This window comes from Achromobacter sp. EB05 (assembly GCF_044232075.1).
In the GTDB taxonomy this organism is placed as follows: Bacteria; Pseudomonadota; Gammaproteobacteria; order Burkholderiales; family Burkholderiaceae_B; genus Achromobacter; species Achromobacter dolens.
Window position 1 is genome coordinate 4,706,081 of the sequence record NZ_CP155917.1, and the last position, 20,646, is coordinate 4,726,726.

Sequence of the window (20,646 nt, forward strand, 5' to 3'; positions counted from 1 at the left end):
CGAGTCATACGTCGCTACTCAAAGGAAGTGAGGTATGTGCTTAGACTTGACATCTAAGGTACTTCACTTCTAGTGAGCACTTGATTTCATTGTGCTTGTGACGGGTTTTAAAAACCAGCCACTGTGCACTCGCATCAAGCGCCCACACTTATCGGTTGTTTAATTGTTAAAGAGCGGTACTGCCAAATTCTGTACTACTTACTGCATCTTCTGCTTTCTTCGGCGATTTCGCTTTCGCGTCGATCGCTGTGTCAGCAGCAGAGAAACGAGATTATGAAGAAGTTTTTATCGTTTGTCAAGTCAGCGTTGCTTGCTTCACTTCGCTGCCTTGCCTACGACCTCTTCAGGTCTCACCAGGTTCGCACCCGGCTTTCTCTTTAGCAGCTATCGAAATATCAGGGTTAACCCTAAGTTTTCGGTAACTGCCAAGCCTGAAACTATAACACAACTTTTGCAGATTATGCAACCGGCTTTTGCCTAATTTGCATCCTATCTTGCAACCCCGCCGCTTTGTGAATCACTTCACTTCGCAGCAGCTCCAGATCGCTCCAGAGGTTGGTTACCGCCCAGTCGGCTTGCAACGCTGCTCAGACCACCCTATCGGGTAAACCCTGATTCGCCGCCACCAGCCAAGCCCAAGACTATAGCACAATTTTTGCAGATCGTGCAACTGGCTTCTGCCTGATTTGCACCGACTTACGCAAAATTCGCTGACCGCCGGTTCGAGAGAATCATCGCTGACTCACCACCTTGCTGCCCTGCGGCAGATTCGTCGCCGTGGCGTCAAATCCGTTGCACTTGCCTGGCTTCGCGGCTCACAAGACTGCGTGAACTGCGAAGGAGCGAGACTATAGCACAGAATTTTGGGCTGTCACGCCGGCATGACAGCCATTTTGCAGAAAGATGATGATTTCCACGCGGCAAGGCCCGGGGATCCCCCGTGGCGAAGGGGTATGGCCCTGATCCCCTCCCTCTCCTACGAGAATGCGAAAGGGTTGCCGGCCACGGCAGCCTGGAGGGGAACGGCTCCCCCCTCGCCTTCCTCTATATATGGAGAGAGCTATCTCCTCTCTAGAGAAAGCTCTCTTCTCTCTATATAGGGAAGGGCGCGATACGTTCAGATGGCTGGGGCGGGGCAATGGCGCCCGGAGACAGACGTCTCGCTCCCTTCGAAGACACCTGCGCGCTCTTTGTGGGTGTCTCACTCATGCTTCATCTCTTGGCGGCGGCCATCCGCCATGGGGACCGCCTCTCTATATAGATATAAGGCCGGGAATCGGGGCTGATGGTCTCATCGCCCCCTTCCCGGCCAGGCGTCCACATCACCAGCGCAGGCTGTCGATGCGCGTGATCCGCTTGAGCGATTGCTCAACCGTGGCCTGATTCACCAGCCATTCCGGCGCGCCCACGTCCTTCAGCATGTGGACGTCCATCTCGTCCGCGAGATTGCGCAGGATCCGGTCGGCGCGCCGTGCGCGATAGGCGTGCCAGAGGCGGGCAATGAAGCCGCTCGACGGCGCGGTCGCGCCGTTGAGGGCGGCGACGGGGGGTTGCAGGTTGCGCGCCACCGGTTGGGGAACCGGGATAGCCGGCGCCACGGACGGCGTGATCTCGGGCGCGTGAGTCCGCGTAGGCGCCGGGCAAGCGGCGCCGAAAGCGGGAGAGGTCTGGATGCAGGTTTGGGCGGACATGGCTTGGCTCCTCGATTCAGTCCGTTTTGGTAAGCGTATTCGCCCAAACCGGCGCTGAAAATCGAATTGTTTTACCCAGGACGGTCAGCTAAGCTAACCAATCGAATCATTCCCTCCGTGGGGCGGACTCGCCTTCCTGGACGGAGTGCCCGTGAAACTCCCTGGCGTCCCGCCCCCTTTCCCATGCGCCTGCCCCTGAATACCCTGCCCGCCTTCCGCGCCGTCGCCGAACTACAGAATCTGCGCGCCGCGGCCGAGCGCCTGCACCTGACCCACAGCGCGGTCAGCCAACAGATCAAGGGATTGGAAGAACAACTGGGCTTCGCCTTGTTCGAGCGCAGCGGGCGGGGCATCGTGCTGAACCCCGCCGGCGCCGCGCTGTTGTGCAGTGTGCAGAGCGCCATGGCGTTGCTGGACGAGGGCCTGATGGCGGCGTCGGCCGCCGCGACCGGCAGCGCGCAGCGGCTGCGCGTATCGGTGCTGCCCTCGTTCGCGCAGCGCTGGCTATTGCCGCGCATGACGCGCTGGCACAAGCGCCACCCGGACCTGTCGCTGCAGATCGAGACCTCGCAACAGGTCGTGGACCTGCTGCGCGACGGCTTCCACGCGGCGCTGCGATTCGGCCGCGGCCCGTGGCCGGGCGTCGAGTCCGAGCCGTTGTTCGACATGCCGTTGCCGCTGATCGCGCTGGCCTCGCCGGAAACGGCGGCTGCATTGCCCGACAACACGCCCGAGACGCTGGCGCGGCAGCCCCTGCTGGGCGAACGCGATATGTGGCAACACTGGTTCAACGCGGCCGGACTGAGCGTGCCGGTGACGCCGGTCGCCACATTCAATGATGCGGGGATGATGCTGCAGGCGGCCGAGCAGGGCCTGGGCATCACCCTCGGCCGCGAGTTGCTGGCCGCGGACGCGATCTGTGCCGGACGGCTGGTGCAGGTTTCGCCCGTAACGGTCCATTATGAGCAGGCCCAGACCTATCACCTGGTCTACCGACCGAGCCTGCGCGACTGGGCGCCACTGGTGGCGCTGAAACAATGGCTGCGCGACGAACTGGAACGCTCCAGCAAGGGCCTGGTGACCGCCGCGCGCCATGACGCGGTCAAGGCGGCGCGGGACGAGCGGGCGTAGGCTGCCGCCGGCATGAGCGTCCGGCGGCGGACAGGCGCAAGGTCAGGCGACCTTGCGGGTCGCGGGGGAAACCGCGCGCATGGTGTCGGTCTCGTTGAAGCGCTGGTGCCACGCGAACGCCTCTTCCAGCAGATGGGGGGTCTGGCCGCCGCGCTCGCAGGCCCGGTCAAAATAGTCCTGCAAGGCCTGGCGATAGGACGGGTGCACACAATGCTGGATGATGGCGCGGGCGCGTTCGCGCGGCGCCAGACCGCGCAAGTCGGCCAGCCCGCACTCGGTGACGAGCACGTCCACGTCATGCTCGGTGTGGTCCACGTGGGACACCATCGGCACGACGCTGGAGATGTCCCCGTTCTTGGCCATGGACTTCGACACGAAGATCGCCAGGTGCGCATTGCGGGCGAAGTCGCCGGAGCCCCCGATGCCGTTCATCATGTGCGTGCCGCCGACATGGGTGGAATTGACGTTGCCATAGATGTCGAACTCCAGCGCGGTATTGATGGCGATGATGCCAAGGCGGCGCACGATCTCCGGGGCGTTGCTGATTTCCTGCGGACGCAGCAGGATGCGTTCGCGGTAGTGATCGATGTTGGCGAGGATCTTCTCGTACACCGGCTTGGATACCGTGATGGACGAGGCCGAGGCGAAGGCCAGCTTGCCCTGGTCGAGCAGCTCGATGGCGCTGTCCTGGAGCACCTCGGAGTACATCGTCAACCCGTCGAAATCGGACGATTCAAAACCATGCAGCACGGCGTTGGCAATGGTGCCGATACCGGCCTGCAGCGGCAGCAGCGAATTGGTCAGGCGGCCGGCGTCCACTTCGCGGCGCAGGAACGCATTGATGTGCGCGGCGATGGCGTTGGTCTCGGCGTCCGGGGGCAAGGCGTTCGAGGGGCTGTCGGGCTCGTGCGTGATAACGATGGCGGCGATCTTGTCGGGATCCACCTCGATGAACGGCTGGCCGATTCGCTGGTCGGGCGACACCAGGCCCATGGGCTCGCGGTTGGGGCGATCGGCCGGCACGTAGATGTCGTGCAGGCCTTCGATCGCGGCCGGCACGCCCAGGTTCAGCTCGATGATGACGCAGCGCGCCTGTTGCGCGAACGAGGCCGAGTTGCCCACCGACATGGTCGGGACGATCGCGCCGGTCTCCGTGATGGCGGCGGCTTCGATGATGGCCACGTCGACCGGGCCGATGTGGCCGGCGCGCAATTGCTCTGCCGTCTCCGACAGATGCTGGTCGATGAAGGCGATCTCGCCCTGGTTGATCTTGCGCCGCAAGGTCGTGTCGACCTGAAACGGCATGCGGCGCGCCAGCGCGTTGGCCTGCGCCAGCATCTTGTCGGTGTCGTGGCCCAGCGAGGCACCCGTGATGAGGGTGATGGCGAGCGGTTCGCGCCCGGCCCGCTCGGCCAGCGCGGCAGGCACCGACTTACAGTCGCCGGCGCGGGTGAAGCCGCTCATGCCGACGGTCATGCCGTCCTGCACCAGCAGGGCCGCCTGTTCAGCGGACGTAATCTTGGCGCGTAGCCCGGGATGGCGGATACGGTCGGTATGCATGGTGTCTCCAGATTCAAAAGCCGGCGGCTCGCGGCCGGACGTGGCGGCGCCGCCGCTCGCATCCAGGCGCCGTCTAGCGCGGCGTTTCCTTACGCCCGAGAGGCCTGGCAGGCTGGCCTCGGGACGAATTTTCCGCAGTATAGGAAGCGCGAGCAAAATCTCGTAATGACTTAAAATCATCCAATCAATTCGTTTTTTTCATTATTTGAATGTTCCGCGCCTTGCGCAGGAGATGAGCCTTGGACGTGCGCGCCTTGCGGTACTTCGTCGAAACGGTCCGCCATGCCAGCTTTACGCAGGCGGCCAGGGCGCTGTTCGTGACGCAGTCCACCGTCAGCAAGATGATCCGCCAGTTGGAAGAGGAAGCCGGCACGCCGCTGCTGGTGCGCGACGGCCACACGGCCCGCCCCACCGATACCGGCCGCGTGATGTATCAGCGCGGCCTGCAGGTGCTGGAGACCATGCGCCAGTTGAGCGAGGAAATGCGCCAGACGGCAGAACTGCAACGCGGTTCGCTGGAGGTGGGCATCCCGCCCATGATCAACCTGCTGTTCACGCCAGTGGTGAAGCGCTTTCGCGAACTGCACCCCGGCATCCACCTGACCCTGAGGGAGGGCACCGGCCGCGCGGTCGAGGACCTGGTGGCGGGAGGCGAACTGGAGGTGGGCGCAACCATCCTGCCGATCGCGCCCGACAGCGGCCTGGCGACGCAGGCCTTCGGCAGCTATCCCATCTGGGTGATCGGGCCGCCCGACGCGGCCTGGGCGGGCAAGACCTCGCTGCCCTTGAGTGCGCTGCGCGACACCCGTCTGCTGATTCCCACGGACGACTTCGCCATGACGCGGCGGCTGCGCCAGGCGTTTGCCGATGCCGGGCTGCAACCCGGGATCGCGGCGCAGAGCGCGCACTGGGATTTCCTGGTGGCGATGGCATCGGCCGGGCTCGGCGTGGCGCTGCTGCCCGAACCGCTGATGCAGCGGATGAAGACGCGCGGACTCAGCACTGCCAAGCTGGCCAAATCCGGCTTGCAATGGGAGGTCGGCCACATCTGGCAGCAATCGGGTTATCTGTCGTACGCCGCCCGCGCATGGCTGGAGGTCTGCGACGCGGTGCTGGGCGTCCCCCGGCGAGCCCGGGCTGAGAAACGCGCGCAACAGCCCTGAAGCCTCGGCCGCGGGCGCCGCCCGTCCGACGACCGTGGCCGGAATTCCGGATCAAATCCGCCCCCATTTTTTGTTTCTGGCGCCCCTCGATCGCCTCCAGCGACAGCCGGAATCTAACGGGGGACATAGCTGAGTTTTTGTTGCAACGGACCGGGCCGCGGCTTGTTATGCTGCCGCCTCGACGCGATTCCATCGCCCCAAGACTCATGATCCCGAACCCGCAACATCCGCTTTTGCGCGCCCTGCCGCGCCGCCGCTCTTTTGTCGCGCTGATCGCCGGCCTGCTGCTGGCGCTGTGCCTGGCGCCCGCGTTCGCCGCCGCGCCCGCTTCGCCCGCCGAAACCGATGCCATGCTGGCCAGCGCCCGCAAGCAGCTCGACGACATCCGCAAACGCGTCCCGGACGAGACGGACGACGCCGATCTGCTCAAGCAGCGCGGCGATGCCCTCGACATCCAGGCCAAGGCAGACGCCACCGCCGATGCCCTGACGCCGCAATTGACCAGCGTGACGGCGCGCCTGAGCGAACTGGGCGCGCCGCCCGAGGGCGTCAAGGAAGCGCCCGACGTGGCGGCGCAACGCATGCAACTGGAAAAGAACAGCCGCGCGCTGGATGCGCAGATCAAACTGGCGCGGCTGCTGTCGGTCGACGCCGCGCAGACCGCGGAGCAGATATCGGGATTGCGCCGCACACAATTCCAGGCGCGGCTGGGCGAACGGCGCGACTCATTCCTGTCCGGCCAATTCTGGGCCGAATTCCGCGAGGAATTCCCGGGCGACCTGGAGCGCCTGGTGGCGCTTCGTGACGATCTGGTCACCGCGGTCGGCCAGACGCCGACATGGGGCTGGCTGCTGCTGGCCGCGGCGGCGGCGCTGGTGATCGCGCTGCGCGTCTGGATCGGCCGGGTGCTGCTGCGGCTCACGGCTACGCGCGTGCCGCCCGGACGACTGCGCCGCTCGTTCCTGGCGGTGGCGTTGTTGACGCTGGCGGTCGCCACGCCCGGCGTCATCGCCCTGCTGATCCACATCGGCCTGGACTGGAATTCCCAATTGTCGGAGAACACCAGCGCCCTGCTGGCCAATCTGGTGGCCACGGTCTGTTTCGGCGGCTACGTGTCGGGCCTGGGCTACGCGCTGCTGTCGGCCAACCGGCCGTCCTGGCGCCTGCCACCGGTGTCCGATAAGGTGGCGCACCGCCTGCGCTGGCTGCCCGGCGTGCTGGGCGTGATCGTCGTGCTGATCTGGCTGGCCGAGCGGCTGCCGGTGCTGCTGAACGCCAGCCTGACCACCACCATCACCCTGACCGGCATCGTGGCCGTGTTTGTGATGGTGACGATGGCGGTGGCGTTGTCGATCGGCCGTCGGCTGCGGCGCCGCGCGCTGCGGGAAGACGGCCCGCCCCCGCCCTTCTGGACCTCGCTGCTGCTGACCGCGACCGGCACGGTCCTGGTGATCAGCCTGGCCAGCCTGCTGGCGGGCTATGTGGCTTTCGGCAGTTTCCTGACCAAGCAAATACTGTGGGTCGTGATCATCCTGGCATCGGCCTATCTGCTGGCCGTGCTGATCGAGGACGGCTTCAGCACCTTGCTGGGCACGTCGCACCGCGAAGACAGCGAAGGCCCCAGCCTGCGCGACCAGGCCGCCGTGCTGCTGTCCGGCGTGGGCCGCGTGGCGGTGGGCCTGCTGGCACTGATCCTGCTGCTGGCGCCGTTCGGCGAAGGACCGATGGACCTGCTTCAGCGCTTCGACCAGTTGCGCAAGGGCCTGGCCATCGGCGAGGCGCAGATCCGGCCGGGCGCGGTGCTGCAGGCGCTGCTGGTGCTGGGCCTGTCGCTGCTGGGCGTGAAGATGCTCAAGCGCTGGCTGGCGAACCGTTATCTGCCGACGACGGAACTGGATCCGGGCATGCAGCTCTCGGCCGCGACGCTGTTCGGCTATGCCGGCTTCGTGCTGGCGGTGGCGCTGTCGCTGTCGGCCGCCGGCATCGGACTGGAACGGGTGGCATGGATCGCCAGCGCGTTGTCCGTGGGTATCGGTTTCGGCCTGCAGGCGGTGGTGCAGAACTTCGTCTCGGGCCTGATCCTGCTGGCCGAGCGACCGGTCAAGGTGGGCGACTGGGTGTCGCTGGGCGGCGTCGAAGGGGACATCCTGCGCATCAACGTGCGCGCCACCGAAATCCAGATGGGCGACCGCTCCACGGTGATCGTGCCGAATTCGGAGTTCGTGACCAAGACGGTACGAAACGTCACGCGCTCCAACCCGCTGGGGCTGGTGCAGATCAAGTTGCCGTTGCCGCTGTCAACCGATGCGCAACGGGTGCGCGAGCTGATCCTGCAGGCCTTCGCCGACCATGAGGATGTGCTGGACACGCCGGCGCCGAATGTGTTCCTGGACGGCATCGAAGGCGGCAACCTGATGTTCAACGCCAAGGGCTATGTCTCGTCGCCGCGCTCGGCGTACAGCGTGCGCAGCGCGTTGTTGTTCACGCTGCTGCAGAGGCTGCACGACGCCGGGCTGGAGGTGTCGTCGCCGCCCACGATGCTGCTGGCATCCGCGCCCCAGGCCTCCGCCTTGCAGCAGCCTGGCGCGGCCGAGGGGCCGAGCGCCGCGTCCTCGCCCCCCACAACGCCCTGAACGCCAGCAACCGCGATCGCCGCGCACGATCCGTCAGCCCGGCGAATAGAAATCGGCCAGGCCCTGCCGGTCCATGCGCGGATTACGCAGCGTCGGCGCGTTGACCATGGCGTTCTGCCCCGACATCACCGGGTAGGCCTGCGCGACCGGCGCCGGCGCCATGTACTGGGCGCTGGGCGACTGCGGCTGGGCGGGCGCGTACTGCGCTTGCGGTGGCGCGACTGGCGCGGTCTGGGCGACATTCTGCGAGGGATTCTCGAAGCGGTGATCCGCCGTGGTCAGCGAGGGATTGGTGCACAGGCCCTGCGCGGTGAGCGCCGCCTTGGTCCGATCATCGGTCTGGCACAGGATGTCCACGGCGGCCGTTTCCAGCCGGCGCGACCGGTCCGGATCCTTGGTGGAGGCGGCTGCCTGCATGGTGCGCTCGAAATTGCGCCGCAGGCTGCACTTCTGGTCCTCGACCGGAAACGCCACGTTCATGCCGAAGCCGACCACCGAGCCGCCCCCGCCCGCCGACACCATGCAACTGTCGGAGGAGAACGAACCGTAGAAGCTCTGTGCGCCGATCGGCGGCGCGGTCCGCAGGGTGCTCGATCCACTGTTGTTGGAATTGAGCGTGATGCCCTGGTTGTTGCCGGCGTTGGTGGACCCCGACGACGCAGAGGTGGTCGCGGCGGAAGAACTGGTCTGGGCGCCCGCGGAAAAGGCCACCAGCGACAGGGATAAGGCAAGCGCAAGGGTTTTCATGATGTCCTCTCGACCGGACGGCCGAAGCCGTCCGGATTGCGTGCTGCTCAGTGACCAAAACCGCCCACCGGGCCGATGCCATGGATCGACGCGGTCGCGCCGATCGCACCGGCGTTGAACGTGCCGGTGGCCGTCGCGTTGGTGGTGGTGCTGCCGAACGTGGCGCCGCCGTTGGCGATGCTGTCGCCCACCATGATCGGCGCGTTGCCATGGATATGGCCGTAGGTTTCGCTGGTGGCGTATTGACGCGTGCTCGTGACCACCGTGGTGCCATCCCGGCTGAACGATCCGCCGGCGGTGGCGACGCCCCCCGTTTCACCGAACGACGTCTGGCTCGACGAGCCATAGCCGTTGATCTGAGTCGAGACCACGGAAGTGCCCGTGGAGACCGAGGACACCGTCCCGGTGATGGTGCCGACATGGCCAGACGCGGAAATGCTGGGCTGGCCGGGTCCGCTCGCGTAAGCGGCCGAAACCGCGACGAGGGACAACGTTGCGACTGCTGCGAGCTTTTTCATTTGAGCTCCTCCTGATCCGCTCGATGCGGATGGACAGGTGCCGGTGGCCGACCGGCGCGGACCTTTACCACCCCGACGCAGTACGCCCATACGGCAACGTGGCGTTTGGGACTTTCGTATTGGTACGGAATGATTGCTCCGGACTACGGACGTCGATATCGGTTAAACGGGCGACCGCCTCCCAGAGTGGGAGCGCGAAGACGTAAAAGTTGGCGTGGAATCTGCGAGCACCGCCGCGCGGGCCATGCGTATGGGGGAGACGCCACGCGCGTCGGGCGGAATTGCTGCGCCGCATCTCAGCTCATGGGATGGGGCGGCGAGGCCCGCTCTCGCGCGATTTACCTAGCGCGCACGGCGGCGGGCGACAGGGAGGCAACCTTTAGGCTGACTGTCAGGAGAGCGTGGCGGCCGACGCGCGCGGCGCGGGTTCAACGCGGACGATGCGCGACGATACGTTCGAGCAGACGCGCCGACTCCCAGCGCGCCAGCGCCAGATCCACCGCGACGAGCAGCAGCAGCACGCCGAGTTCGGCCAGCTCCATCTCGGCCCACAGGTGATAGCAGGCCAACAGCGCGATGCCGGCAGCGCCCGCCAGCAAGCAGGGCCAGGCTGGCGGCAAGGCGGCGGGCGCGGCGACGCTGGCCTGGCGCAGCACCAGCCAGGCGATGAGCGGCAGGCCCAGCATGGACAGCGGAATGTAGATCGCAATGGCCGACAGCACCGCAACCACGCTGAACTGGGTCGGCGAGGCCAGCGCCATGAGGGCGAGCGCGGCAACGCCGATGTACCAGAGCAGGCGGGCGGCGACGAGGCGCGGCAGCGAAAGGACGGGGCGGTTCATCGGGGCTGAGTTTTGGGCCATACTACTCCGCCCGGCCGGCCCCTGCCCGGCCTCTTTATCCGGAGACACCATCATGATCCAGGAGATTGCCAGCATCCATGTCCGCGAAGGACAGGAAGCCCTGTTCGAGGCCGGCGTGGCGCAAGCCAGGCCGCTGTTCCTGCGGGCCCGCGGCTGCCACGGCATGGAACTGTACCGCAGCATCGAGCAGCCGCAGCGCTATACGCTTGTGGTGGATTGGGAAACCGTCGAAAACCATATGGTGGATTTCCGGGAATCTTCCGATTTTCAGGAGTGGCGCAAACTCGTGGCGGGCTTCTTCGTCGAGCCGCCCCAGGTGCACCACGAGCAAAAGGTGGTCTGAGGTTCAGGCCGCATCCGGCGGGTCGTCATACTTGCGCGCCCCGCCGCGAAAGCGATCCGCGGGATATCTCGCCGCGTTCCATGCCATCTTGGCCTGGACCGCGGCCGCGATGTCCAGGCCCAATTGATCCGCCAGCGCCACCAGGTACCTGTGCACGTCGGCGACATCGCCAGGTTCCGGGGCGAATGGAACCGCTGCCACTCGCGTTCGGCGGCGAAGGCCCGCACCACCTGCCGGATATGCTCCAGGTCGGACATGAGGGCTCCGTTGAAATGTGGCGCGGCCCTCAGACCGCGGCCAACCTCGAACTGGCCGCCAACGCGACGGCCACCGTGGTGCGCACGTCGGCCAGCGCGCGGTGGGTGGGCTCCGATGCGCCCACGTGCCGCGCCAGCACATCCAGCTTGTGCGAGGGCAACTCGGGCCAGGCGCGTCGCGCCAGGACCAGCGTGCAATGCGTGGCGTTGGCGAACGACAGGCCGGTCTGAAGCGCGGCGGCGTCCAGGAAGCGGCGGTCGAACGAGGCATTGTGGAAAAACACCGGCAGGTCCCCGACGAACGCCAGGAACGCCGCGAAGGCCTGCGCCACGGGCACGCCCTGGCGGTCGACCTCGGACTGGGTGATGCCGGTGAGGCGAGTGATGAAGGGCGGCACCGAGGCGCGGGTGCGCACCACCTGCGCGTACTCCTGCTCGGCCGCGCCACCCTCGCCAACGCGCACCGCGGCGAATTCCAGGATCTCGCACGACGCGGTCGACAGCCCGGTGGTTTCCAGGTCGGCCACGACGAACGGGCCGCGCAGGGCGTTCAGGGCGGCGGAAACGGCCGCGGACGGCCGGGCGGAAGCAGCGCGTGGCGCCGCGCTGGCCGGCCGCGCACGTCGATAGTAGAAGGCCATGGCCTTACCGCGCCGCAGGCAGCGGTGCGAACCGCGGCGAGCCGTCGGCCAGTTGGCCGAAGAACAGGTCGGCCGGGCGCACCCACAGGCCGCGCGCATGCGGCCACAGGTGCTCGTAGACCACCATGGATTCCTCGGTCTCGGAATGGCGGGCGGTATCAATGTAGCGATACAGGCCGCCCTTGTAATGGCGATGGGTGGCCAGGGCCAGGGCTTCGGATTCGGTCATGGAGAATTGCCGCAAAAAACACGGCCCGGGCCGGAAACTTCCTGCCAGGGCCGACGGGTTCGTACAAGACCGTATTTATAGCGCACTCGGGCGGCGGGCGCGTCGCCGCCCGAGCCTCAATAGCGCACGTACTCCAGCACCGGCTTGGGCGGCAACGGCGTATTGGCGGCTGGACGGGTCCGCACCGACGGCGCCACCGGCTTGAGCGCCGGCCTGAGCGTGGGGCTGCCCCCGTGCAATTCATGCGCGGCCTGCAGCGCGGACGCCGCCTCGGCCGTCATCTGGGTGATGTCCTCGGTGACTTCGCCCAGCTTGGCCGACTGGGCCAGCGAGACCTCCACCACTTCGCCCATGATCTCGGTGACCCGCCGCGACGACGCGACGATGTCTTCCATGGTGGTCCCGGCCGACTGCACCTGGCGGGCGCCGCTGCCGATCTGCTCGACCGACGTGGTGATCAGCCCCTTGATCTCCTTGGCCGCGGCGGCGCTGTTCTGCGCCAGGCTGCGCACTTCCGCCGCCACCACGGCGAAGCCCTTGCCATGCGCGCCGGCGCGCGCCGCCTCCACCGCGGCATTGAGCGCCAGGATATTGGTCTGGAACGCGATGCCGTCCATCACGCCGATGATCTCCGAAATGCGCTTGGAGCTGTCTGTGATGGCGCCCATGGTGCGAACCACGCCCGCGACGGTCTTGCCACCCTCTTCGGCCACGCGGCAGGCGTCCTGCGCCAGGGAATTGGCCTGGCTGGCGCGCTCGGCGTTCTCGGTCAGGCCCTGCACCGCCACCCGCAGCGTCTGCGCCGCGGTAAACCGCTTGGTGATGTCGGTGGCGAACTTCACCACCTTGAAGGGCCGGCCCTCGGCATCGAAGATCGGGTTATAGCTGGCCTCGATCCAGACATGCCGGCCATTCTTGCCGATGCGCAGGTATTGGCCGGTGTCGTGCTGGCCGCCGCGCAGTTTGCGCCAGAATTCCGCATAGGCGCCGCTGCGCGCCTCTTCGGGCAGCACGAACATGCTGTGATGGCGGCCGCGCACTTCGTCCTCGCGATAACCGACCGCATTCAGGAACAGGTCGTTGGCGCGGATGATGGTGCCGTCCAGCTCGAACTCGATAATGGCCTGCACTTTGGAAATAGCCTCGAGCTGGCCCTCGGTATCCGCCTGGCGCCGCTGCTGCTCGGTAATGTCGATGGCGTACTTGATCACCTTGAAGGGACGGCCGTGTTTATCAAAGATGGGGTTGTAGCTGGCCTGCAGCCAGACGTCGCCGCCATCCCTGCGAATGCGGCGGTAACGGCCCGCATCGTGCGCGCCCTGGGCCAGTTTGTCCCAGAAGGCGAGATATTCGGCCGATTCCCGGTCCTCGGGCACCACGAACATGCGGTGATGCTGCCCCAGCACCTCGTCCAGTTCATAACCCATGGTGTCGAGGAAATTCTGATTGGCCATCAGCACATGGCCTTCGAGATCGAACTCGATAACCGCCTGCGCTTTATGGATGGCCGCGATCTGTCCGTATAGATCCGCTTTCTGCATGCCGCGCTCGCCGCGCAGCAGGCGTTTGAGGGTAAGCCATTGCATGTTGACGTCTCCCGCAGGGATTGGGACGAGTGTGCTGAAAACCGATGGAGAAACCTTGGCTTGTCTGAAGCAGTTGCTTTGGCGCGCCCCAGGAATCAAACGTCGCATGCCGCGCCGCATGCACACGCTTGCCTGCAGTTCCGTCGCCCGGGTAGCGACGGCAGGTCAGGAATAAGAAAAACGGAAGAATGTATCCATTCGAAAATATTTAATCCTAAAAATGAGCCGCGCTCAATATATTCATTGAGGAAACCCATAAAAAAAACGCGGCGACGGATACCTCAGCGCGCTCCAGGAATAACGCGAGCGTGAATTTCGTTATTAATCAGGGTTAATACGAATCCGCCCCCTTATTTTCATAAATGAGGCGAAGCAATAATGGGCCCGCATTGGCGACGACCCCAATTTATTTAACAAGACAAAAAATGCGTACCGGATCCCGAGCATCCGATGCGCCAACCTCTTCTCCGCGTGGCCTCTATTCCGCGTCGAGCTCGCGATAATGGCGGAATATGCCCTGGCCGAACGGCAGGCGCCTGCCGCTGGCGAAATACGGTTGCAATGCCGGCAGTTCCGCGACGCGCCGGTGCAAGGCCATGACCTTGGGGAATTTCACGGCTTGTGTGCCCATGCGCCGGGGAAAGGCGAACAGCAGCCCGTCGACCAGATGGAACAAAGACAGGTCGGCATAACTCCAGCGTTTGCCACCGGCCAGCCACGCATCGGGCCCTGCCAGCACCCGCTCGAAATATCCCAGGAATTTCGGAATGCGTTCCTCGCGAAAACTGCGGGCGCGCCGCGCCGCCTCTTCCTTCTGGTCCTCGTAATAATCACTGGCCGAAATCGGGTGATGGGTATCGTGCGCCTCGGCCACCATGTCGGCGATGGTCAACTGCAATTGGTTCACCCACAGGCGTCCCGATACCGTGGCGGGCGCCAGGCCATGTTTTTCTCCGAGGAACAGCAGGATGTTGGCGGTCTGCGCCAGGGTCATTTTCCCGGCCACCAGATAAGGCGGCGCGAAGGGCGGCTGCTTGCGGTCCGAAAGCATGTCCTGGATCAGCGCGTCTTCGCCGACGCCCGGCTCGCGGGCACGCTCGCGGTAGGCAATGCCGCCCGCTTCCAGGGCCAGGCGCACGAATTCTCCGCGGCCGGGGATGCCGTCCCAATACCAAAGGTCGTATGTCATGCGTTCTCCTTGCCGGGGCAAGACTACGCGGGAAAGACGCTGATCTCGCCCTCGTGCCGCGCGGCGTGCTGCCCATGGCTCTGCTGATACTGGCGCGGAGATAGTCCGAAATGCGCGCGGAAGTCGCGTGAAAAATGCGCGCCGTCGGCAAATCCGCAATCCAGCGCGATTTGCGTGATGCTGCAGGCATTATTAAGCAACAACCAACTGCCATATTCCAGCCGCAATTGCCGCTGGAACGCCATTGGCGACATGCCCGTGGCCACACGGAAAGCCCTTTCGAGTTGGCGCCGACCGACGCCGACATAACGCGCGATGGCATCCAGCGGCGGCGGGTTATCGATGCGCTGCTCGATGAAATGTGCCGCCTGCCTCACCCGCAAATCCTGGATGCCGGACAGGTCGGTGCGGAAATGCGCCTGCGGCACGCGCCCCGGCCGCGCGCCCTGCAGCATCATGTGGCGCATGGCCTGCTGCGCCTTGTCGCGGCCGCAATGGCGCGCCACCAGATACAGTCCCAGGTCGATGGCGGCGGTGGAACCGGCGCACGAAATCAGGTCGCCTTCGTCGACGAACAGGCGGTCGACCACCGCGCGGGTCGCGGGAAAGCGCTCGCGGAAGGTTTCCAGCACATTCCAGTGCACGCACACCGTGCGCGGTCCGATCACGTCGGCCTGCGCCAGCGCGAAGGTGCCCGTGCAGATGCCGAGCAGCCGCACCCGCAGCGCCGCCGCCCGCCGCAGCCAATCGCGCAGCGGTTCGGGCATGCGCCCGCTGGAATAGTCGTTGCCGCCGCAGATGGCGATGTAGTCGAACTGCGCCGGGTCGTCGGGCAGCCCGGCCTCCACCTCGATCGTCAGGCCGGCGCTGGAGCAGCGCGGTTTGCCGTCCCAGCTCATCACCCGCCACGCGGTGTGGATCTGGCGGCTGCGGCCACCATGGTCGCCAGCCAGCCGCAACACGTCGACGAAACCGGCGAACGCCGCAAGCGTGAACTGGTCCAGCAGCACGATGCCGACAGTCAGGGCGGGTTTTCCCTGAGGCAGGAGCACGTCGCCGTCTTCATAGGAGAGCGGCGAGGACAAGGGTGGCGCGACGGCGGACATGACGCAATTATTCAAGTTTATGTCCCGCGCCTTCAAGCTCGTTTTCCCGAGCATCGCCCAAGATGCGCCTGTGGTACTTGAGTCAATGAATCGCGGATCGACAAATCTACAAGGGGAATCCGACATGGCAACAAACACCCGCAGCGCGCTGGGCGCGGCTGCGCTCGGCGCGGGGCTGCTCCTGGCTTCGCACGCGGCGCTGGCGCAACAGCAGAAAATCACCGTCGCCTGGTACGGCGGCAACTGGGGCGACGCGTTCCGCGCCTGCGTGGCCGAGCCCTTCACCAAAGCCACCGGCGTCACCGTGGTGCCGGAAGTCGGCACCTCCACCACCACGCTGGCCAAGCTGCAGCAGCAGAAGGGCGCGCCCACCATTGACGTGGCCTGGATGGACGGCGGCATCAGCGAGCTGGCGCAGCAGGCCGGCGTGCTGGATGCGCTGGACGGCGGCGCCATTCCCAACCTGAAGAACGTCATCGAGCAGGGCGTGTACCGCGACGGCAATGCCGCCTTCGCGGTCAGCACCGGCTATTACTCGCTCGGCATCACCTACAGCACCAAGGAAGTGACGCAGCCGCCGACCAGTTGGAAGGACCTGTGGAAGCCCGAGTATGCCGGCGCGGTGGCGGTGCCCTCGCCCGCCAACTCGTCGGGCGTGCCGTTCATCTTCTTCCTGGCGCGGGTGTGGGCGATCGATCCGTCGAACCTGGCCCCGCTCTATGCCAAGCTGGCCTCGCTGGACACCGCGCTGTTCTTCGACAGCTCGGGCGCGGCCACCAACGCCTTCCAGAGCGGCGAAGCGGTGATCGGGGCGCACTTCAACGTCGGCGCCTGGGACCTGATCGACAAGGGCCTGCCCATCGGCTTCAGCGTGCCCAAGGAAGGCGTGTGGGCCACCGACGCCCGCCTGCACCTGGTCAAGGGCGCGCCCAACAAGGCCGCGGCGCAGAAGTTCATCGACACCGCATTGACGCCGGACGCGGCCGCCTGCCTGGCGACCAAGCTGTACCTGGGCCCGGCGGTCAAGGACGTGCAGGTCTCCAAGGACGTGGCCCGCAAGCTGCCCTGGGGCGCGGAAGGCTCGGTCAAGAACCTGAGCCTGTTCGACTGGAACATCATCAACGCCCGCCGCGCCGAGGTCACCGACGCGTGGAACCGGCAGGTCGCCCGCAAGCGCTGAGCAAGGTCCGTTCCCCATGTCCGCTTTGCTCACCATCGAAGGCGTGTCGATGCGCTTCGGCGCCTACCAGGCGCTGGATCGCATCGACCTGGCGATCCAGCAGGGAGAGTTCGTGGCGCTGCTGGGCCCCAGCGGCTGCGGCAAGACCACGCTGCTCAAGTCGATCGCCGGTTTCCTGCAGCCGGAATCTGGCCGCATCCTGATCGACGGCCAGGACGTCAGCCGGTTGCCGGCGCATCGCCGCCCGCTCAATACCGTGTTCCAGAACTATGCGCTGTTCCCGCACATGACGGTGCTGGAGAACGTCGCCTATGGTCCGCGGCGCCAGGGCGCCTCGAAGGCGCAGGCGGCGGAACGCGCCCGGGATGCGCTGGACATGGTCGGCCTGGCCGACTTCGGCCCGCGCTATCCCCGCGAAATGTCGGGCGGCCAGCAGCAGCGCGTGGCGCTGGCGCGCGCCATCGTCAACCAGCCCAAGCTGCTGTTGCTGGACGAGCCGCTGTCGGCGCTGGACCTGAAGCTGCGCAAGCGCATGCAGCTCGAACTCAAGCATCTGCAGGCCCGCCTCGGCATCGCCTTCATCTTCGTCACCCACGACCAGGAAGAAGCGATGACCATGGCGGACCGCGTCGTGGTCATGCACGCCGGTCGCATCGAGCAGGTCGGCGCTGGCGCCGACATCTACCGCCAGCCGGCCACGCGCTTCGTCGCCGAGTTCATCGGCGATGCCAACTTCATCGCCTATACGGTGGCCGATGACGGCGCCTTGATGCTGGATGCCCAGGGTCTGCGCGTGCCGCTCGCCCAACGTCCGGCGACGGCGCGCGGCCTGGCCGTGCTGCGGCCCGAGGACCTGAAGCTGTGCGAGCGCGCCGACGCCATGCTGACCGGCACCGTGAGCGACGTGATCAATGTGGGCAGCCACTGCATGATCCACGTCGACATCGGCGGCCAGACGCTGGTGGCGCGCCACGGCGGCCTCGCGCCCGGCGGCCTGCATGCCGGCGGCGAGGTGACGCTGGCGTTTGCACCCGAACACCTGCACCTGATCGGCGGCCAGCCATGACGCGGCGCGCCTGGCTCCCCCCCGGCCTGCTGCTGGCGGCCCCGGTGCTGTTCTTCGCGGCCTTCTTCCTGGCGCCGCTGGCGGTGGTGGCGCTGGCCAGCGCCACCGGCGGGCCGGACGGCCTGACGCCGACGCTCGCGCAGTACACCAAGGTGCTGGCCGACCAGTACCACTGGGACGTGATCCTGGTGACATTCCGGCTGGCCCTGTTCACCACCCTCGCCTGCCTGGTGCTGGGCTATCCGCTGGCCTGGTACCTGGTGCGCGTGGTGCGCTGGCAGGCCTGGCGCCGCGCCTGCGTGATCCTGCTGGTGGTGCCGCTGTTCACCAGCAACATCGTGCGCGCCTTCGGCTGGATGGTGCTGCTGGGCCGCAACGGCCTGGTCAACCAGGGCTTGATGGCGACCGGCGCGGTGGACCGGCCGATGCGCTTCATCGGCACCGAACTCGGCATCCTGATCGGCATGGTCTACGTGCTGCTGCCGTTCGTGGTGCTGGCGGTGGGCAATGCGCTGGCGCGGGTCGATCCGGCCTGCGAGCAGGCTTCGGCCGACCTGGGCGCGAGCCCGGCGGCGACCTTCCTGCACGTGACCTGGCCGCTGACGCTGCCCGGCGTGGTGTCGGGCGCCATCATCGTCTTCACGCTGGCGGTCAGCGCCTATGTGACGCCGGCGCTGCTGTCGGGCGGCCGCGTCACGGTGCTGTCGATGCTGATCTTCCAGCAGTACAGCACGGTGTTCGATTTCCACTACGGCGGCGCGCTGAGCATGGTGCTGCTGGTCTTCACCCTGATCCTGGTGGCGCTGGCCAACCGCGCCGCCACCTTGCCGGGAGCCGCGCGATGATCGCCCGCCACCTGATCCGCCTGACCGCGCTGGCCGTGCTGGCCTACCTGGCGCTGCCGCTCGTGGTGATCCTGGGCGCGTCGTTCACCGCCACGCCGTATCTCGCGTTCCCGCCGCAAGGCTGGACGCTGGAGTGGTACCGCACCTTGCTGGTCGAGGCCGGCTATGTGGCCGCGTTCACCACCAGCACGGTGCTGGCGCTGGCCGCCACGGTGGCCGCGGTGCTGCTGACGGTGCCGGCGGCGCTGGCGCTGGCGCGCTACGCGTTTCCGGGCAAGGCCGCGCTGACCTCGGTACTGATGTCGCCGCTGGTGCTGCCGCACATCGTGCTGGGCGCGGCGCTGCTGCAATTCGGCGCGTACTTCGGCCTGACCCGCAGCTTCCTCTCGCTCCTGATCGGCCACGTCGTGATCATCGCGCCGTTCGTGCTGCGCTCCACCCTGACGCTGCTGACGCCGGAACAGCGCGCGCTGGAGGAAGCCTCGGCCGACCTGGGCGCCAACCCCTGGACCACGTTCTTCCTGGTGGTGCTGCCGCAGATCCGTCCGGGCATCGTGACCGGTTCGATCTTCGCCTTCATCTCGTCATGGATCAATGTGGAGCTGTCGATTTTCAACACCACGGCGGACCTGAACACCATCCCCGTGAAGCTTTTCAACTACGTGCAATACACGATTGATCCGACCATCGCAGCCGTATCGGGCGCCACGATCGTGGCTGCGGTCGTCGCCATCGTGATCCTGGATTTGACCGTCGGGCTGGACATGCTGTCCGAACGCGGCAAATAACTTTCCTCTTCCCCCTATCTACCGCCTGGAGTCACTGTCATGCGCAAGCAAGACGCGTTCGATGTCATCTATACCCATACGGAAGGCGAGCCCCTGTGTATCGTCCACAGCGGCATTCCGTACCCCGCCGGTTCCAGCATCCTGGAAAAGCGCGCGTTCCTGGAGCAGCACTACGACTGGCTGCGCAAGGCACTGATGCGCGAGCCGCGCGGCCACAAGGACATGTTCGGCGTGTTCCTGACGCCGCCGTCCAGCCCCGAGTACGACGCCGGCCTGATCTACATCGACGGCACCGAGTATTCGCACATGTGCGGCCACGGCACCATCGCGGTCAGCATGGCCATGGTGGCCAACGGCCTGGTGCCGCGCGGCAAGGACGGCATCACCCGAATCCGCTTCGAGACCACCGCCGGCCTGGTGGTGTCGGAAGTGGCCTCGGAAGGCGACAACGTGCTGTGGACGCGCTTCGAGAACGTGCCGGCGTATGTCGCGGCGCAGGACATCCCGGTGGAGCTGCCGGGCTACGGCAAGCTGTCGGCCGACATCGTCTGGGGCGGCAACTACTTCGGCATCGTCGATCTGTCGAACTGCGAACTGCGCATCTCGCCGGACAACGGCACCGAGCTGTCGCGCATGGGCCTGATCGTGCGCGACCAACTCAACGCGCGCCAGCGCATCCAGCATCCGACCGAAGCGCACATCAACAACCTGAACTTCATCACGTTCTGGCACCAGCCGACGATCGAGGGCGCGTTCTACAAGAACGTGCACGTGTTCAGCGCCGGCCAGCTCGACCGCTCGCCCGGCGGCACCGGCACCAGCGCGATGATGGCCATGTTCGAAGCCCGCGGCAAGATGGGGCTGAACCAGCCGATCAAGTCCGAGGGCCTGCTGGGCAGCGGCACCTTCGAGGGCTGCCTGCTGGGCGAGGTCGACCTGAACGGCACCCGCGCGGTGCGGCCGACGGTGAAGGGCACGGCCAGCATCCTGGGCACGGCGCGCTGGGTGATCGACAAGAATGATCCGGTGGGCGCCGGGTTCCTGATCCGCTGAGAAGGTGCGGCGGCCGGCGTGGGCTGGCCGCCGACCACCGGCGCGCGCTTGGCGAAA

General features: G+C 66.2%; 19 protein-coding genes and 1 pseudogene. 9 read left to right on the top strand and 11 right to left on the bottom strand.

Translation table 11 applies throughout. The features are described from left to right. Positions 1 to 1,322: 1,322 nt before the first annotated feature. On the bottom strand, positions 1,323 to 1,691 hold the full coding sequence (locus AAID08_RS21440; RefSeq protein ID WP_254603892.1) for a hypothetical protein: 369 nt from the start codon (positions 1,689 to 1,691) through the stop codon (positions 1,323 to 1,325). Between the two features lie 183 nt (positions 1,692 to 1,874). On the opposite strand from AAID08_RS21440, the gene AAID08_RS21445 reads away from it, so the two are divergent. Beyond that, positions 1,875 to 2,822, top strand: coding sequence for a LysR substrate-binding domain-containing protein (locus AAID08_RS21445; protein WP_064524106.1), 948 nt, complete (start codon positions 1,875 to 1,877; stop codon positions 2,820 to 2,822). Between the two features lie 42 nt (positions 2,823 to 2,864). Here the strand turns inward: AAID08_RS21445 and AAID08_RS21450 are convergent, their stop codons facing one another. Continuing rightward, positions 2,865 to 4,382: an acetyl-CoA hydrolase/transferase family protein gene (locus tag AAID08_RS21450; RefSeq protein WP_054501165.1), complete on the bottom strand. Its 1,518-nt coding sequence runs from the start codon at positions 4,380 to 4,382 to the stop codon at positions 2,865 to 2,867. 239 nt (positions 4,383 to 4,621) lie between these two features. Here AAID08_RS21450 and AAID08_RS21455 point away from each other — a divergent pair, with 239 nt between their 5' ends. After that, on the top strand, positions 4,622 to 5,545 hold the full coding sequence (locus AAID08_RS21455) for a LysR family transcriptional regulator (RefSeq protein ID WP_054501164.1): 924 nt from the start codon (positions 4,622 to 4,624) through the stop codon (positions 5,543 to 5,545). A gap of 206 nt (positions 5,546 to 5,751) precedes the next feature. Beyond that, positions 5,752 to 8,178, top strand: coding sequence for a DUF3772 domain-containing protein (locus AAID08_RS21460; protein ID WP_336236323.1), 2,427 nt, complete (start codon positions 5,752 to 5,754; stop codon positions 8,176 to 8,178). A 33-nt stretch (positions 8,179 to 8,211) separates the two neighbouring features. Here the strand turns inward: AAID08_RS21460 and AAID08_RS21465 are convergent, their stop codons facing one another. The 3 genes from AAID08_RS21465 to AAID08_RS21475 all read right to left on the bottom strand — a co-directional run bounded on the left by AAID08_RS21465 (position 8,212) and on the right by AAID08_RS21475 (position 10,285). Next, positions 8,212 to 8,925, bottom strand: coding sequence for a hypothetical protein (locus AAID08_RS21465; RefSeq protein ID WP_054501162.1), 714 nt, complete (start codon positions 8,923 to 8,925; stop codon positions 8,212 to 8,214). 47 nt (positions 8,926 to 8,972) lie between these two features. Then, the gene (locus AAID08_RS21470; protein ID WP_054501161.1) at positions 8,973 to 9,443 is read right to left on the bottom strand and encodes a hypothetical protein; all 471 of its coding nucleotides are present in this window, start codon (positions 9,441 to 9,443) and stop codon (positions 8,973 to 8,975) included. 428 nt (positions 9,444 to 9,871) lie between these two features. Then, entirely contained in the window at positions 9,872 to 10,285 is a 414-nt protein-coding gene (locus AAID08_RS21475) for a hypothetical protein (protein ID WP_054501160.1), read from the bottom strand. Positions 10,286 to 10,358: 73 nt separating this feature from the next. On the opposite strand from AAID08_RS21475, the gene AAID08_RS21480 reads away from it, so the two are divergent. Continuing rightward, entirely contained in the window at positions 10,359 to 10,649 is a 291-nt protein-coding gene (locus tag AAID08_RS21480; RefSeq protein WP_054501159.1) for an antibiotic biosynthesis monooxygenase, read from the top strand. Between the two features lie 3 nt (positions 10,650 to 10,652). On the opposite strand, the pseudogene AAID08_RS21485 reads toward AAID08_RS21480, so the two are convergent. The 6 genes and pseudogenes from AAID08_RS21485 to AAID08_RS21510 form a co-directional block, all read right to left on the bottom strand. Then, a pseudogene (locus tag AAID08_RS21485) lies at positions 10,653 to 10,906 on the bottom strand (nucleotide pyrophosphohydrolase). Positions 10,907 to 10,935: 29 nt separating this feature from the next. Beyond that, entirely contained in the window at positions 10,936 to 11,547 is a 612-nt protein-coding gene (locus AAID08_RS21490) for a 3'-5' exonuclease (RefSeq protein ID WP_343719283.1), read from the bottom strand. 4 nt (positions 11,548 to 11,551) lie between these two features. Beyond that, positions 11,552 to 11,776 (bottom strand): DUF1653 domain-containing protein, encoded by a 225-nt coding sequence (locus AAID08_RS21495; protein WP_006390643.1) that lies wholly within the window; start codon positions 11,774 to 11,776, stop codon positions 11,552 to 11,554. Between the two features lie 116 nt (positions 11,777 to 11,892). Continuing rightward, a complete protein-coding gene (locus AAID08_RS21500) occupies positions 11,893 to 13,362 on the bottom strand; it encodes a methyl-accepting chemotaxis protein (RefSeq protein WP_336236322.1) in 1,470 nt (489 codons plus the stop codon). A 478-nt stretch (positions 13,363 to 13,840) separates the two neighbouring features. Beyond that, complete coding sequence (locus AAID08_RS21505) at positions 13,841 to 14,551, bottom strand: glutathione S-transferase (protein ID WP_054501157.1); 711 nt, start codon at positions 14,549 to 14,551, stop codon at positions 13,841 to 13,843. Positions 14,552 to 14,574: 23 nt separating this feature from the next. Continuing rightward, complete coding sequence (locus tag AAID08_RS21510) at positions 14,575 to 15,783, bottom strand: GlxA family transcriptional regulator (protein WP_395756890.1); 1,209 nt, start codon at positions 15,781 to 15,783, stop codon at positions 14,575 to 14,577. On the opposite strand from AAID08_RS21510, the gene AAID08_RS21515 reads away from it, so the two are divergent. The 5 genes from AAID08_RS21515 to AAID08_RS21535 are packed head-to-tail and all read left to right on the top strand — an operon-like array spanning position 15,782 to position 20,589. After that, positions 15,782 to 16,837, top strand: coding sequence for an ABC transporter substrate-binding protein (locus AAID08_RS21515; protein ID WP_054501156.1), 1,056 nt, complete (start codon positions 15,782 to 15,784; stop codon positions 16,835 to 16,837). The two genes, AAID08_RS21510 and AAID08_RS21515, sit on opposite strands and share 2 nt — an antisense overlap. A 16-nt stretch (positions 16,838 to 16,853) precedes the next feature. Further along, positions 16,854 to 17,903 (top strand): ABC transporter ATP-binding protein, encoded by a 1,050-nt coding sequence (locus tag AAID08_RS21520; protein WP_372416616.1) that lies wholly within the window; start codon positions 16,854 to 16,856, stop codon positions 17,901 to 17,903. Further along, positions 17,900 to 18,748 (top strand): ABC transporter permease, encoded by an 849-nt coding sequence (locus AAID08_RS21525; protein ID WP_064524092.1) that lies wholly within the window; start codon positions 17,900 to 17,902, stop codon positions 18,746 to 18,748. The genes AAID08_RS21520 and AAID08_RS21525 overlap by 4 nt, the downstream gene beginning before the upstream one ends. Further along, a complete protein-coding gene (locus tag AAID08_RS21530; protein ID WP_054418647.1) occupies positions 18,745 to 19,536 on the top strand; it encodes an ABC transporter permease in 792 nt (263 codons plus the stop codon). The genes AAID08_RS21525 and AAID08_RS21530 overlap by 4 nt, the downstream gene beginning before the upstream one ends. Positions 19,537 to 19,575: 39 nt before the next feature. Next, on the top strand, positions 19,576 to 20,589 hold the full coding sequence (locus AAID08_RS21535; protein ID WP_175167560.1) for a proline racemase family protein: 1,014 nt from the start codon (positions 19,576 to 19,578) through the stop codon (positions 20,587 to 20,589). Positions 20,590 to 20,646: the final 57 nt, after the last annotated feature.

Excerpts from the sequence above, each read along its gene's own strand:
- AAID08_RS21440 (WP_254603892.1), bottom strand. The coding sequence starts at position 1,691 with ATGTCCGCCCAAACCTGCATCCAGACCTCTCCCGCTTTCGGCGCCGCT.
- AAID08_RS21445 (WP_064524106.1), top strand. The coding sequence starts at position 1,875 with ATGCGCCTGCCCCTGAATACCCTGCCCGCCTTCCGCGCCGTCGCCGAA.
- AAID08_RS21450 (WP_054501165.1), bottom strand. The coding sequence starts at position 4,382 with ATGCATACCGACCGTATCCGCCATCCCGGGCTACGCGCCAAGATTACG.
- AAID08_RS21460 (WP_336236323.1), top strand. The coding sequence starts at position 5,752 with ATGATCCCGAACCCGCAACATCCGCTTTTGCGCGCCCTGCCGCGCCGC.
- AAID08_RS21465 (WP_054501162.1), bottom strand. The coding sequence starts at position 8,925 with ATGAAAACCCTTGCGCTTGCCTTATCCCTGTCGCTGGTGGCCTTTTCC.
- AAID08_RS21470 (WP_054501161.1), bottom strand. The coding sequence starts at position 9,443 with ATGAAAAAGCTCGCAGCAGTCGCAACGTTGTCCCTCGTCGCGGTTTCG.
- AAID08_RS21475 (WP_054501160.1), bottom strand. The coding sequence starts at position 10,285 with ATGAACCGCCCCGTCCTTTCGCTGCCGCGCCTCGTCGCCGCCCGCCTG.
- AAID08_RS21480 (WP_054501159.1), top strand. The coding sequence starts at position 10,359 with ATGATCCAGGAGATTGCCAGCATCCATGTCCGCGAAGGACAGGAAGCC.
- AAID08_RS21490 (WP_343719283.1), bottom strand. The coding sequence starts at position 11,547 with ATGGCCTTCTACTATCGACGTGCGCGGCCGGCCAGCGCGGCGCCACGC.
- AAID08_RS21495 (WP_006390643.1), bottom strand. The coding sequence starts at position 11,776 with ATGACCGAATCCGAAGCCCTGGCCCTGGCCACCCATCGCCATTACAAG.
- AAID08_RS21500 (WP_336236322.1), bottom strand. The coding sequence starts at position 13,362 with ATGCAATGGCTTACCCTCAAACGCCTGCTGCGCGGCGAGCGCGGCATG.
- AAID08_RS21505 (WP_054501157.1), bottom strand. The coding sequence starts at position 14,551 with ATGACATACGACCTTTGGTATTGGGACGGCATCCCCGGCCGCGGAGAA.
- AAID08_RS21515 (WP_054501156.1), top strand. The coding sequence starts at position 15,782 with ATGGCAACAAACACCCGCAGCGCGCTGGGCGCGGCTGCGCTCGGCGCG.
- AAID08_RS21510 (WP_395756890.1), bottom strand. The coding sequence starts at position 15,783 with ATGTCGGATTCCCCTTGTAGATTTGTCGATCCGCGATTCATTGACTCA.
- AAID08_RS21520 (WP_372416616.1), top strand. The coding sequence starts at position 16,854 with ATGTCCGCTTTGCTCACCATCGAAGGCGTGTCGATGCGCTTCGGCGCC.
- AAID08_RS21525 (WP_064524092.1), top strand. The coding sequence starts at position 17,900 with ATGACGCGGCGCGCCTGGCTCCCCCCCGGCCTGCTGCTGGCGGCCCCG.
- AAID08_RS21530 (WP_054418647.1), top strand. The coding sequence starts at position 18,745 with ATGATCGCCCGCCACCTGATCCGCCTGACCGCGCTGGCCGTGCTGGCC.
- AAID08_RS21535 (WP_175167560.1), top strand. The coding sequence starts at position 19,576 with ATGCGCAAGCAAGACGCGTTCGATGTCATCTATACCCATACGGAAGGC.